14 protein-coding genes are annotated in these 14,452 nt (G+C 35.9%); 1 reads left to right on the top strand and 13 read right to left on the bottom strand.

Features of this window, described 5'->3' with window-relative positions; translation table 11 throughout:
- Positions 1-130: 130 nt before the first annotated feature.
- The 11 genes from cysQ to EA412_09825 all read right to left on the bottom strand — a co-directional run bounded on the left by cysQ (position 131) and on the right by EA412_09825 (position 10,559).
- Positions 131-910 carry a 3'(2'),5'-bisphosphate nucleotidase gene (gene cysQ, locus EA412_09875; GenBank protein ID TVR77912.1) on the bottom strand — a complete coding sequence of 260 codons (780 nt, stop codon included), beginning with the start codon at positions 908-910 and terminating at the stop codon, positions 131-133.
- Complete coding sequence (gene rfbD / locus EA412_09870; protein ID TVR77910.1) at positions 894-1,781, bottom strand: dTDP-4-dehydrorhamnose reductase; 888 nt, start codon at positions 1,779-1,781, stop codon at positions 894-896. Before rfbD ends, cysQ begins: the two co-directional genes overlap by 17 nt.
- Before the next feature lie 15 nt (positions 1,782-1,796).
- Entirely contained in the window at positions 1,797-2,354 is a 558-nt protein-coding gene (gene rfbC, locus EA412_09865; GenBank protein TVR77909.1) for a dTDP-4-dehydrorhamnose 3,5-epimerase, read from the bottom strand.
- An 85-nt stretch (positions 2,355-2,439) separates the two neighbouring features.
- The gene (locus EA412_09860) at positions 2,440-3,168 is read right to left on the bottom strand and encodes a capsular biosynthesis protein (protein ID TVR77908.1); all 729 of its coding nucleotides are present in this window, start codon (positions 3,166-3,168) and stop codon (positions 2,440-2,442) included.
- A gap of 35 nt (positions 3,169-3,203) precedes the next feature.
- Entirely contained in the window at positions 3,204-4,199 is a 996-nt protein-coding gene (locus EA412_09855; protein TVR77907.1) for an SDR family oxidoreductase, read from the bottom strand.
- Positions 4,200-4,202: 3 nt separating this feature from the next.
- Positions 4,203-5,273 carry a dTDP-glucose 4,6-dehydratase gene (gene rfbB, locus EA412_09850; GenBank protein ID TVR77906.1) on the bottom strand — a complete coding sequence of 357 codons (1,071 nt, stop codon included), beginning with the start codon at positions 5,271-5,273 and terminating at the stop codon, positions 4,203-4,205.
- 13 nt (positions 5,274-5,286) lie between these two features.
- Complete coding sequence (locus EA412_09845) at positions 5,287-6,576, bottom strand: nucleotide sugar dehydrogenase (GenBank protein ID TVR77905.1); 1,290 nt, start codon at positions 6,574-6,576, stop codon at positions 5,287-5,289.
- Between the two features lie 2 nt (positions 6,577-6,578).
- Positions 6,579-7,157, bottom strand: coding sequence for an N-acetyltransferase (locus EA412_09840; GenBank protein ID TVR77904.1), 579 nt, complete (start codon positions 7,155-7,157; stop codon positions 6,579-6,581).
- Positions 7,150-8,094, bottom strand: a complete 945-nt coding sequence (locus tag EA412_09835; GenBank protein TVR77903.1) for an SDR family oxidoreductase — start codon at positions 8,092-8,094, stop codon at positions 7,150-7,152. The genes EA412_09840 and EA412_09835 overlap by 8 nt, the downstream gene beginning before the upstream one ends.
- 5 nt (positions 8,095-8,099) lie before the next feature.
- On the bottom strand, positions 8,100-9,422 hold the full coding sequence (locus EA412_09830; GenBank protein TVR77902.1) for a UDP-glucose/GDP-mannose dehydrogenase family protein: 1,323 nt from the start codon (positions 9,420-9,422) through the stop codon (positions 8,100-8,102).
- Between the two features lie 6 nt (positions 9,423-9,428).
- Positions 9,429-10,559 carry a DegT/DnrJ/EryC1/StrS family aminotransferase gene (locus tag EA412_09825; protein ID TVR77911.1) on the bottom strand — a complete coding sequence of 377 codons (1,131 nt, stop codon included), beginning with the start codon at positions 10,557-10,559 and terminating at the stop codon, positions 9,429-9,431.
- Between the two features lie 228 nt (positions 10,560-10,787).
- Between EA412_09825 and EA412_09820 the strand changes: the two genes are divergently transcribed.
- Positions 10,788-12,731, top strand: coding sequence for a CocE/NonD family hydrolase (locus tag EA412_09820; GenBank protein ID TVR77901.1), 1,944 nt, complete (start codon positions 10,788-10,790; stop codon positions 12,729-12,731).
- 11 nt (positions 12,732-12,742) lie between these two features.
- Here EA412_09820 and recR read toward each other — a convergent pair whose 3' ends face one another.
- Together recR and EA412_09810 are read right to left on the bottom strand one after the other, a co-directional pair.
- A complete protein-coding gene (recR, locus tag EA412_09815; GenBank protein ID TVR77900.1) occupies positions 12,743-13,378 on the bottom strand; it encodes a recombination protein RecR in 636 nt (211 codons plus the stop codon).
- A 160-nt stretch (positions 13,379-13,538) separates the two neighbouring features.
- A partial coding sequence (locus EA412_09810) for an ABC transporter permease (GenBank protein ID TVR77899.1) occupies positions 13,539-14,452 on the bottom strand: 914 nt, incomplete at its 5' end.

Genomic DNA, 14,452 nt, shown 5'->3' with positions numbered 1-14,452 from the left:
TTTTTCTTTCATTTTACTTCACTATTCGATTGTTCGAATGTTCTATTATTCAATTATTTTAAAACCCTGATTGTGTAAATGTTGAAGATTTAATAAATGACTTACGAGAAGCTTTAGAAAAATAAAGCTTTTAATAAACTATAAATCCCGGATTTAGTAGGTCTTCTTTATTGTAGGAAAGTCTTTCGCCGTTTGAGATATCAAGCACTTTACATCCTGCTTCTTCAGCTATAATTTGGGCTGCCGCTGTATCCCATTCCATAGTTGGACCAAAGCGGGGATAGACATCTGCGCTGCCTTCAGCAATCATGCAAAATTTCAGGGAACTGCCTTTTGACATGATTTCTATATTCTTTCCTTCATGTTGCAAATCTTCTAAAAAAGAATTCAGCTTATTATCTTTGTGAGAACGACTGGCTACTACTTTTATATTTTCTTTTAAGCGGTAGTCACCCGATTTATTTATCTTGACCTTTTCGGTATTGGTCACTTTAAATGCACCTTCATTTTTTTTGGCAAAATAAGATTCATTTGTCGCCGGAATATGAACCACTCCCAATATCGATTCATTCTCTGAAATGAGAGAAATGTTCACGGTAAATTCTCCGTTTTTCTTTATAAACTCCTTAGTTCCATCTAAAGGATCTACCATCCACAGATATTTCCAATCTTTTCTAACCTCATAATCTACCTGCTTCATTTCTTCTGAAATAATTGGAATATCGGGTGTCAATTTCTTTAAAGCTTCCGTAATAAACCCGTTTGAAGCCTTATCTGCCAAAGTCAGAGGTGTTTTGTCCTCTTTTTCCTCAACATCAAACGGCTGTTTATAGATAGCCATAATCAGCTTGCCGGCCTCAGCAGAGATCTTCAGCAAATCATCGATTTTCAGTTTATTTAGCGATGTCATTTCCGGATTTTTTAATACACTCAAGCAGACTTTCCTGCCAGTGTGGAATTAAATAATTAAACTTTTTCTTAAGATTAGATTTATCTAAAACACTATAATTCGGTCTGGCTGCCGGTGTAGGATACTCAATTGAATTAATGGGTAAAACTTTGCAGTTCAGTCCGGACATTTTCATTATCTGCCAGGCAAAGTCATACCAGCTGGCTACTCCCTCATTGCTAAAATGAAAAATTCCTTTATTAGTTAAATACAATTCATTTTGTAAAACATGTAAAATAAAGTCTGCCAAATCCAATGCATAAGTGGGTGTACCTACCTGATCGGAAACTACTTTTAACTCGCTTTTACTCTCTCCCAAAAATCGCATGGTTTTAAAAAAATTCTTTCCATAGGTTGAATACAGCCAGGATGTTCTAAATATGAGGCTATTTTCATTTGAGGCCAGTAGATTTATTTCTCCGGTTCTTTTGGTTTTTCCGTAAACATTGATTGGATTTGCTTCATCACTTTCAACATAAGGTCTTGATAAGCGCCCGTCAAATACAAAATCAGTTGAAATATGTATGATATACTTTTTGTTCAAATGGCAAAGCCTGCCAATTTTTTCCATTGCCTGAGCATTTACCATTGATGCTTTTTCTGTTTCTTCTTCAGCTTTATCTACAGCCGTATAAGCCGCTGTATTAATAATAACATCCCAGTCTTTGGCATTTTGAAAAAGCTCTTCCAGATGAGCATCATTAGTGATATCGAGTTGCTCAAAAGGCAGGAAAGTAAATCGAAGATTCGTTTGTTTGCCGGAAAGAAATTGAATTTCAGAGGCTAATTGCCCACCCGCACCTGTTACGATTATGTGTTTCTTTTCAGACATTAAACATACTTTAATTTAAAACTTCAAATTTTCGGGGCTGAGGTCTTTAAAAGCCGGCAATTCTAAATCTTTTGGTGAAATTAACAATTCCTCTTCACTCATGAGCCAATCAATTTCCAATGCCTTATCATTATAGATAATGCCCCGCTCATGACTTTTTGAATAAAAATTATCACACTTATAAAAAAATTCAGCGCTTTCGCTTAAAACAAGAAATCCATGTGCAAAGCCTCTCGGAATAAATAATTGTCTTTTATTTTCCTGACTCAGCTTAGTTTTATATGATTTTCCATAGGTCTTTTGATCTTTCCTTAAATCAACCACCACATCTAACACTTCTCCTGAAAGTACCCTCACTAATTTTGCCTGAGCATATGGATATATCTGAAAATGAAGTCCGCGAAGCACTCCTTTTCCCGATTTTGATTGATTATCCTGTACAAATCTTGTTGCAGAACACTTTTCATCAAAAACCTGCTGATTATACGATTCGTAAAAGTAACCGCGGCTGTCTTCAAAAACTGTTGGCTTTAACTCAAACAGACCTTCAAAGCCCGTTTCAAATACTTCCATATTTATAAAAATTTAATTAGTAAGCCTAAAATTAGAAAATGAATGGCTATTCACAAATAAGTTGTAATTGAATTTGTAAAAAACATTAAATCAATAAATGGTTTTTCAATTCGTTTTGCTCAAGCAGTTGTTGTACGTGCTTGTTTTTGAGAGATTTATACAATTGGGAGATGTGCTTTATATGATGATAATCGGAAGCCAAAAAATCAATTAATTTTTCTTTTGCCAAGCGCTCAGCAAACAATTTAACAATGGGTCCATAAGCCCCTGAAAAAGATCCGATATTTACCTGTATGTTCAATCCTTTTTCACTTAGTTCATGAAAGTCATCCATTGGCAGTTCATGAAAAAATGAATATCGCTCAATATGTGCCAAAATTGGTTTTAAGCCTTTACTTTGAATGGCAAAAACCACTTCATCAAAGTTTACCGGTTTATTAAAAAAAGGAAGTTCAAACAAAAAAAAGTCATTGCCTAAAGTGAGCAGATTGGTATTTTTTATTTTTTGGACAAAATTTTCATCACAAAAATACTCTGCGGCAACTTTAAACTTAACATCTATATTTTGCTTTTCTATTTCCCGAATAACATCTTCGGCTTTTCTTAATAAATCATCCTCATTATTGTTGTAATAGCCCGGCATAATGTGAGGAGTCGTGATTATGGTGTCAAAACCTATTTCATGGAGTTTTCTAATGCCGGTTATAGATTCCTCCATATCTTTAGCCCCATCGTCAACGCCGGGTATCAAATGAGAATGCAAATCAGCCCCAAGAACATGAAAATCTTCATGCTTTAGAGAAGTTGAACTCAATAAGTTCCTTAGAAATCGGAACATATGTATTAAATTTATTTAACCGCCGGCTCCGGCTTAAAGAAGTCGATTGTTTTTTTAATCCCTTCTTCAAAACGAACACCCGGGCTATAGCCCAATATCTTTTCAGCTTTAGTGATGTCTGCCAAAGAGTCTTTCACATCACCTTTTCTGGATTCTCTGTAAGAGGGTTTATTATTTTTACCGAGGCAATCCTGTATAGTATTATAAATTTGATTTACCGAAAAATTTTCTCCGACAGCGATATTGAAAACCTGCTTTTTAATTTCTGAACCAACAGCAAAAAATGCTTTAACATTTGCCTGAACTGCATTTTCAACAAAAGTAAAATCTCTGGTTTGTTCACCGTCACCATCAATGTAAACGGTTTCTTCCTGTATGGATTTATCAATAAAAATAGGTATTACAGCAGCATATGCTCCATTTGGATCCTGTTTGGGACCGAAAATATTAAAATATCGTAAACCACAAATTTCCAAGCCGTATATGTCAGCAAAAACATTTGCATACAATTCATTGGTATATTTGGAAACAGCATAAGGTGAAAGAGGTTTCCCGGTTTGGTCTTCAATTTTTGGCAAAGCAAGGCTATCTCCGTAAACAGAAGAAGAAGATGCATATACAAAGCGCTTCACTTTATTCTCTGAAGCAGCTATAACCATATTCAAAAAACCACTTACATTTATAGCATTTGTTTTTTCCGGATGCTTTATGGATCTTGGTACAGAGCCAAGAGCTGCCTGATGTGAAACAAAATCAATATCTGCACAAGCCTTTCGGCAAACTTCTAAATCACAAATATCACCTTCAATCATTTCAAAATTGGGCAAATCAAGATACTTTTCAATATTAGACTTTCTACCGGTAAGATAATTATCCAATACTCTGACTTTTCCTGCCCCGTATTTTATTAAATAATCAACGATATTGGAACCAATAAATCCGGCTCCCCCTGTTATCAGAAAGCTGTACTGCGATAATTCTTCCTTATGAAATGCCTGATTATACATATTTTAATTTGATTGACCTGCTTCGTATTGTTTTTCGTAATAGTTTTTATAAGCTCCGCTGGTAACTCTTTCCAACCATTTTTCATTTTCCAGATACCATTCAACGGTTTTTTCAAGACCTTCTTCAAAAGTAACGCTTGGCTTCCAGCCTAATTCTTTGTTTATCTTTGACGCATCAATTGCATATCTGGCATCATGTCCCGGACGATCTTTTACGAAGGTAATCAAAGAAGCAGATGTTCCTTCTTTACGATTTAATTTTTTGTCCATGACTTTGCATAAAACATGAATTAAATCTATGTTTTTCCACTCATTAAATCCACCAATATTATAAGTTTCGCCCTTATTTCCTTTATGATAAACCAAGTCAATAGCTACTGCGTGGTCATTTACCCATAGCCAATCTCTTACATTATCCCCTTTGCCATAAATGGGGATTTGCTTCATTTGTTTGATATTATTGATAGCTAAAGGAACCAACTTTTCCGGAAACTGGTGGCTTCCATAATTGTTAGAGCAGTTTGTGATTACAATTGGCAAACCATAAGTATGGTTATATGCTCTCACTAAATGGTCAGAACTTGCTTTACTTGCTGAATACGGAGAACGCGGATCGTAAGGAGTTGTTTCAACAAACAAACCTTCTTTCCCTAAAGAACCATATACTTCATCTGTAGAAACATGATAAAAAAGTTTGCCTTCCATATTATCTTTCCAGCTTGCTTTTGCTCCGTTTAATAAGTTTACCGTACCGACAATATTTGACTGTATGAACTCCATTGGACTCAAAATAGACCTGTCAACATGAGACTCTGCAGCTAAGTGGATTACCCCGTCAAAATCATTTTCAAGAAATAGTTTCTCTACAAAAGCAGTATCAGCAATATCTCCCTTTATAAAAGTATAATTTTCTTTGTTTTCAATATCTGTAATATTCTCCAGATTACCGGCATAAGTTAGTTTGTCTAAGTTTACAATGTGGTAATCCGGGTACTTATTGACAAATAAACGAACAACATGAGAGCCAATGAATCCGGCTCCTCCGGTAATTAAAATTTTCTTTTTGAAAGACATACTTTATCTATTTTTATAATGACCAATAGGTCAGATCTTTAATCTTTTTTCTATACAGACCTTTAATATCAATAAGAATACCGTTTTTATTCAGCATCTTTTTAAAATCATCTTCTGTTAGCTTTACATAATCTGTATGATTAACGGCAACTATGATTGCTTCATATTTTTTATCTGAAAGTTTTGATAACTCTATGCCATATTCTTCTTTAATTTCTTCAGAATCAGCATATTGATCAACAACGTCCACATTTACAGAATATGACTTAAGCTCGTTGATAACATCTATTACTTTTGAATTTCTGATATCACTCACATTTTCTTTAAATGTAGCGCCCATTACAAGCACATTTGATTTAGCAACGGGTGTTCCGGTTTTAATTATCTTTTGAACTAATTTTCTGGCAACATATTCTCCCATGCTATCATTTATTCTACGGCCGCTAAGTATAACCTCAGGCTTGTAACCTAAGCTTATGGACTTATAAGTCAGGTAGTATGGGTCAACACCTATGCAATGTCCGCCAACTAATCCGGGATGAAATTTAAGGAAATTCCATTTTGTTCCGGCTGCTTCGAGCACATCAAAAGTGTTTATATTCAATCTGTCGAAAATCTTTGACAGCTCATTCATCAAAGCTATGTTTAAATCTCTTTGAGTATTTTCAATAATTTTGGCAGCTTCAGCAACTTTCACACTGGCAGCTCTGAATACACCGGCTTCAATAACCAATTCATAAACATCTCCAATAACTTTAAGAGACTCTGCATCACAACCGGAAACGACCTTAACGATTTTTGTTAAAGTATGCTCTTTATCTCCCGGGTTAATTCTTTCCGGTGAAAAACCGAATTTGAAATCTTCACCGGCTTTTAAGCCTGAAAATTCTTCCAATACCGGAACGCAATCCTCTTCTGTACAACTTGGATAAACGGTAGACTCATAAACTACATAATCTCCTTTTTTCAGGATTTTTCCAATTGCTTTTGATGCACTTACTACCGGCGTTAAATCCGGAACTTTGTGATCGTCAACCGGTGTGGGGACTGCTACTATAAAGAAAGTTGCATCCTTTAAATCATCCGGATTTGCGGTAAACTGAATATCTGTACCTTCAAAATCTTTACTTTCCAGTTCCTGACTCGGGTCTACATTATTTTTCATCATTTCCACTCTCTTCGCATTTATATCAAAGCCAATGACTGATATTTTTTTTGCGAATTCAAGAGCGATTGGTAATCCAACATATCCCAGACCAATGACTGCTAATTTTGATTTTTTGTTTTTTAATTCTTGTAACATTTTTAGAGTTTTATTACTACTTCATTTTTTAAGTTATACTTTTCTTTACTTTCCGGACAAACGGCTTCTCCTTTGTAATCAAATTCAAGACGGTGACCGTATTCACTCATCCAACCAATTTGTCGGGCCGGATTGCCCACTACAAGTGCATAGTCAGGGACATTTTTAGTAACGACAGAGCCGGCTCCTATAAAAGCAAAACGACCAATATCATGTCCGCAAACTATAGTTGCATTTGCCCCAATGGAGGCTCCTTTTTTTACGGTGGTTTTAGTGTACTGACCTCGGCGAACTACTGCACTTCGGGGATTTACAATGTTTGTGAAGACCATAGAGGGTCCCAAAAAAACATCATCTTCACAAATAACACCTGTATACAGGGAAACATTATTCTGAACTTTCACATTGTTTCCTAAAATGACATCATCAGCTACAAATACATTTTGACCCAATATGCAGTTATCTCCAATAATCGCCTTAGGCATTAAATGACAGAAATGCCATATTTTTGAACCACTGCCAATAGTGCAGCCTTCATCAACAATAGCACTTGGATGTACATAAAATTTTTGATCACTCATTGTCCAATATAGTTTTGAAATATTCCAGAGTAATTTTAAGGCCTTCTTTTCTATGAACTTTAGGTTCCCAGTTTAAAACTTCGCGGGCTCTGCTGATATCCGGACGTCTTTGTTTCGGGTCATCTTTCGGCAAGTCCTTGTATATGATTTTAGATTTACTTCCGGTCAGTTCAATAATTTCTCTGGCGAACTCATTTATTGATATTTCTTCAGGGTTTCCGATGTTAACGGGCAAGTGATAGTCACTCATTAAGAGCTTATAAATTCCATCCACTAAATCTCCTACATAGCCAAAAGAACGGGTTTGACTGCCATCCCCAAATACAGTAATATCTTTTCCTCTTAAAGCCTGCTCCATAAAAGCGGGAAGGGCTCTTCCGTCATTCAGGCGCATTCTCGGGCCATAGGTGTTAAAAATCCGAATAATTCTGGTCTCTACATTATGTACTTTATGATAAGCCATGGTCATAGCTTCCTGAAATCTTTTTGCTTCATCATAAACACCTCTGGGACCTACCGGATTTACATTTCCCCAATACTCCTCATGCTGAGGATGTACTTCCGGATCTCCATAGACTTCAGAAGTAGAAGCAACTAAAATTCTGGCTTTTTTTGCAACGGCTAACCCCAAACAATTATGCGTTCCCAAAGAGCCTACTTTCAGGGTTTGTATAGGCATCTTAAGATAATCCATCGGGCTGGCAGGAGATGCAAAATGCAGGATATAGTCTAACTCACCGGGTATTTGAATGTATGTACTGACATCATGATGATAAAACTTAAAAGTTTCCAGCGGAAATAAGTGATTGATGTTTTTCATATCACCGGTCAACAGATTATCCATACCTATCACATCAAATCCTTTTTTGATAAAAAGATCACAGAGGTGTGAACCTATAAAACCGGCTGCTCCGGTGATTAAAACTCTTTTACGCATAAAATTTATAATAAATTAGAATTAACAGTCATCCTACCAATGCTGTTGTAATAGAAACCCATTTGCTTCATGTCTTCTACTGAGAAAACATTTCTGCCATCAAATATAACCGGTTTTTTCAAACTGTTTTTTATCTTATCAAAATCCGGACTTCTAAAAACTGACCACTCAGTGAAAACAAGTAAAGCATCGGCTCCATTTAAAGCTGCGTACATATTTTCAACGAATTCAATTTCATTATTAAAAATCTCTTTAAAATTTTCAATAGCCTCAGGATCGAAAGCCGCTATTTCTGCACCGGAATTCAATAATTCTCTACAAATGTCAATGGCCGGCGCTTCTCTGATATCATCCGTATCAGGCTTGAAAGACAAGCCCCAAACTGCAAACTTTTTACCCTTTAAATCTTTGCCGTAAACATTATTTATTTTCTCTACCATGACTTTTTTCTGTAAATCATTAGTATTCATTACCGATTTTAGGATTTTGAAGTCATAGCCATACTCATTAGCGGTTTTTCCCAATGCCTGAACATCTTTTGGAAAACAACTTCCACCATAACCAATGCCCGGGAATAAAAATCTTTTTCCAATTCTATTGTCTGAGCCAATTCCTTTTCTAACCATATCAACATCCGCTCCTACTTTTTCACAAAGGTTGGCAATTTCATTCATAAAAGTGATACGCGTAGCCAAGTATGCATTTGCTGCATATTTAGTCATTTCTGCCGAACGCTCATCCATGAAAATCACCGGATTGCCCTGACGTACATAAGGATCATATAGCCTGCCCATAATTTCTCTGGCTTTTTCAGAGTTAGTGCCAATTACTACTCTGTCCGGCTTCATAAAATCATCCACCGCCTTCCCTTCTCTCAAAAACTCCGGATTGGAAACTACATCAAAAGGAACTTTAGAATTTAAAGCAATTTTCGCCTGTACTTTTTCAGCTGTGCCAACGGGTACGGTACTCTTATCAACAATAACCTTATAATCTTTAATGATTTTTCCTAACTCTTCAGCTACATTTAAAACATAAGATAAATCTGCTGAACCATCCTCACCGGGAGGGGTTGGAAGTGCTAAAAAGATTACCTGAGCATCTTCTACTGCATCGTTTAAATTTGTGGTAAACTTGATTCTGTCCTGAGTTCTGTTTCTTTGAAATAAGGTATTTAATCCCGGCTCATAAATTGGAACCTCACCCTTTACCAGTCGATCAATTTTCGATTGATTGATATCAACGCATGTAACATTATTACCTGTTTCGGCAAAACAAATACCTGAAACTAATCCGACATATCCGGTTCCTATAACTGCTATTTTCATAACTTTTTACTTACAATATTTTAAAACATGTTCAATAATATAATCCAACTGATTTGTTGTCAACTCAGTGTGCATCGGAAGAGAAATCACTCTTTCAGACAAGCTTTCACTAACAGGCAAATCTCCTTTAGAGAATCCTAAATCAGTGTAGGCTTTATGCATATGTAATGGCTTCGGATAATAAACCATTGAAGGTACCCCCTGCTCATTTAAATAATTTTTTAATTTATCCCTGTCTATATCATCAGCTAACTTCAAAGTGTATTGATGAAAAACATGGGTGGAATAAGGCGCTCTTTTCGGAGGAGTGATTTTCTGATGGTTTTTAAAAGCATTATCATAATAAGCTGCGGCCTCTTGTCTGGCAGCTAAATAATCATTTAAATAACTCAATTTTACATCTAACAAAGCCGCCTGAATACCATCCAAACGGGAGTTTACACCTATCAAATCAAACTGATATAAACTGCTTTGACCATGATTGGCAATTTGTCTGAGTTTAGTGGCAAGATCATCGTCATTCGTTGTGATTGCTCCGCCATCTCCCATCGCCCCTAAATTCTTGGAAGGATAAAAAGATGTACAGCCGATATCCCCTATGCAGGAAGTTTTTACTTTCTTTCCATCCGGGTAAATATAATCTGCTCCAATTGCCTGAGCATTATCTTCAATCACGTATAATTTATGCTTTTTGGCTATCTCCATTAAGGGGTGCATGTCAGCACTTTGCCCGTATAAATGAACCGGAGCAATGGCAACCGTTTTGTCGGTTATTTTAGCCTCAATCTGATTTACATCAATCGTAAAAGTATCGGGATCAACATCCACAAAAACCGGCACTAAACCCAATAGCTTTATAACTTCCACTGTTGCCACATAAGTAAAGCTAACTGTAATCACTTCATCGCCCGGTTTAAAACCCAAAGCCATCATGGCTATTTGCAAGGCATCTGTTCCGTTTCCACAGGAAATTACGTGTTTACAATTATGGAATTTTGCCAGATTTTCTTCAAACTGCTGAACAGCCGGCCCTTTCACAAATGCACCTGAATCTATAACTTCTAAGATTCTTGCGTTTAACTCTTCTTTAATTTTTAAATATTGACCCTGAAGGTCAACCATGTTTATCTTTTGCATCAAACTTTGCTGATTAAGGCTTTTATGAGATGAAACATATAAAAACCGCTTCAACTCTTGTAATTTTTCGCAAATATAAGTATAATTTTGAACCCTGACAGTAGTTAATTAAATTAATTTAATGCTAACATTTGCTTCATAATTTGATAAGCATTTAATTATAATTATATTTATAGTCGCTATTTCTATTCTATTTATTCAGTCAGTAACTAAGTTAATAATTCTTTTATGAGTTCTATTTTTTTCAAAACAGTCCTTGTTTTCTTCATGCTTAATTGTTGTTTTAACTACGCTAACTCACAAGTATTTTTAAACCCGGATGTAGATTCAATTATCGTTCGGGATAATAATAAAATAGCTGCGGACATCTACTTGCCGGCCGGAAACGGACCTTTTTCTACCATACTCATTCAAACACCTTATAACAGGCTTTTTTACCGAGCAGGCTTACCGCTTGGAATAGAAAAAAATCTTTCTGAACTCAGATATGCTATAGTTATAACTGACTGGAGATGTTTTTATGGGTCTTCGGATGCTTGTATTCCACTGACCAATAACACTATTAGAGGAGAGGATGGTTATGATATTATTGAATGGATTACCCAACAAAATTGGTCGAATGGGAAAGTTGGTACCTGGGGAGCATCTGCTTTGGCAAAAGTTCAGTTTATGACAGCCCGAGAAAAACACCCGGCACATATTTGTGCTGTCCCATTAGTTTCGGGGAGTCAGTTTCAATATGATGAGTATTTTCCGGGGGGTGCAGCAAGAACTGAATATATTGAACAATTAAGTGGAATAGGCTTTGATTTTAGCACAACCTTAATGAATAATCCTCATTACAATAATGTCTGGCAATTTGTTGAAAATAACAATATGTTTCCTGACGAAATTGAAATCCCTATGCTTCACATCGCAGGATGGTATGATCATAATCTTAAGTTGATGATAAATCTCTTTGATACGCTGCAAAAAGTTTCTCCGGCAGCTGCAGACCAGCATATACTTATAGGACCCTGGGCTCATGGTGGTTTTGGACAAACTCAGGTTGGAAGTATTCAACAGGGAGAAATGATGTATCCCGAAGCAGAAAAATTTAACGATTCCCTAGCTATTGCATTTTTTGACTATCATCTGGAAAATATTTCAAATGGCTGGGAAACAAAAAGTCCGGTTATTTATTATCAAGTCGGATCAAATACATGGGTAAATGCAAACCAGTGGCCTCCTGATGGAAATACCTCTCTCAAATTTTATTTAAATGAAAATAATTTGCTTACCTTATCAGAACCGGCTCAAAATAATTTAAATTACAGCTTTGAGTACAACCCGGAAGACCCTAGTCCGACTATTGGAGGAGCTACGCTAAAGCAGGTTTTATTGCAAGGTCCTTACGATCAGGCTCCCGTAGAGCAAAGAAATGATAATCTGGTATTCACTTCAGAAGTTCTTGAAAGCGACCTTCATACTACCGGGAGTGTTGTTGTTAAACTGCATGTTGAATCAGATAAAAAAGATACGGACTTTATCGTGAGGCTCACTAATGTCTATCCGGACGGAAGAAGTATTTTAAAGAATGAGCAGATTTTGAGAATGCGTTTCAGAGATGGGTATACCGTTAATGATACCAGCTTTTTAGAAGCGGGAGTTATTTATCCCATTGAAATTGAATTGCCTCCTCAGGCTATCACTTTTAATGCAGGAAATAGAGTTCGATTGATTATTAGTTCGTCAAACTATCCGAGATATAACCGTAACATGAATAACGGAGCAGCAAATATGTATCCCGGAAATAGTTTTGATGCAGTCTTTAATCCTGAAATTGCCACCAATACGGTTTTTGCAAACACAAATAATTTGTCCTTTATTGAGTTTCAAACTCCGCAATTTAATTTTACAGAAAAAATAGCTGAAAGTAAAGCTGAGTTAACTATCTATCCGGTGCCGGCAAATGATGTTTTAACAATTGAGCAAACCAATGAGCTTCTTTTTGAAAATCCTGAAATAGTTATTTTTGATATCTATGGAAGGGCAATATCCTCTCAAAAACATTATCGAAACCACTCAACACATATACAATTGAATGTAGAAAATTTAGCAGAAGGATTTTATATCCTTTCTGTCAATGATAAGGGGCGGACGATTAACAAAAAAATTCTGATTCAGCGCTAAGGGAATAACGTTTAGTTGTCTTCCGATTGGTTTTGATGCATATAAAATTCAAAAGGTCTTCTCGATTCTATAGAGCGGGCTAAAGTAACTTCATCAGCATATTCGAGCTCACCACCGAAGGACACTCCTCTGGCAATAGTTGTAATTTTAACCGGTAAGTTTTTGAGTTTTCTGGAAAGATAAAAAACTGTCGTATCCCCCTCCATAGTTGAATTTAATGCCATAATAAGCTCTTTCGTTTCTTCACTTTCAACTCTTTTAATAAGGCTGTTAATATGAAGATCTTCGGGGTTTATGCCATCAATAGGGGAAATCAATCCTCCCAAAATATGGTATAAGCCATTGTAATGTCCTGTATTTTCAATAATTAGCAGTTCTCTGACAGATTCAACTACGCAAATCAGTTCGTGGTTTCTGGATTTATTTACACAAATAGAGCACAAATCACCATCTGAGATATTATTACATTTTTGACAAAACTTAATTTTTTTCCTCATGTCTATGATGGCATTACCAAAGTGTTCAGAAGCTGATAAATCTGACTGAATAAGGTGCAGCACTAACCTTAAAGCTGTTTTACGACCAATACCGGGAAGTTTTGCAAACTCCCTGACTGCATTTTCCATCAATTCGGAAGGTAAATTCATAGACTTTTTATTATTCGAAATTTCAAATGACAGATCAATTGAGAAAGTAACTATAACAAAATACGACTGATTTGTTCAAAAACAAAAATACGAAAAAATGAAGGCTAAAAAATGGAAAAAATAAAGTGATTAAAAATAAAAATAAGCTGCTGCCAATTTCTCACTTTGAATTCAGGAAATGATAGGTTACGAGCAGCATTGCGATTAGGAGGAGGGAGAGTATAAAGAGATTATTAAATAATCCGTCTGAAGCCAGAAAGCTATTGTGCTGATATAAGTGAATATCTATAATTTTTAAAAACAGTTCATTATCTCTGCCAATATCCTGAATTCTTGCAAGTCCTTCAGTACCCCAGCGACCAATAGTTAAATAACTCAGTAAAACGGTAATATCATTTTGAATTGGCTGAATGATGCCTGCAAGGATAATTTGTGGCATTAATGCTATGGGCAGAATACTCATTACTTCGGTGCTGGTATTGGTAATGGAAGAAAGCATGAGTCCGAAAACAATAGAAACTATGCTTACCCAAAGCAAAAATACTCCTGTTTCAACAAAAAACTGTAAATCCTCATAATGCAAAAAAAGTATAAAAAGAAAAATACAAATTTGCACAAAGGACAAAAAGGTTAAAACAATCACTTTGCTGGTGATATATGGGGTAAGTTGTAAATTAAACATCCGTTCTCTTCGAAAAACAGATAATTCCCCTACTATTTCTTTAGCAGCATTACTCACGCCAAACCAAATTGCTGCAATCGCCATAATAAATAATGCCCCGATTTTTCCGGTTTGAATAGGTTCTCCTGATTCGTTTTCAGCAATTACATGATTTTCCTCATAATCTAAAAAATCATCAGTTGCATTGCTTTCTATAACTTGATTCCCATTTACCGGAGATACTTCTATCAAATTCTCAAAAGCAAAAATGATTAAAAATGCAATCAGAATAGGTTGCAGGGCAATCAATCCGAGGTTTTTAAAATCACTGAGTTTTATGTCCATATACCGGCGGGTTAGCCAGTAGCTTTGATGAAAAGGGTTAGCATGAACAAGCCTGTGTTTAATTTCCT

It is taken from the genome of Chitinophagaceae bacterium, from assembly GCA_007695095.1.
In the GTDB taxonomy this organism is placed as follows: Bacteria; Bacteroidota; Bacteroidia; order Chitinophagales; family REEL01; genus REEL01.
Note: the sequence above shows the minus strand (reverse complement) of the source record. Positions and strands in the feature narration are given on the sequence as shown.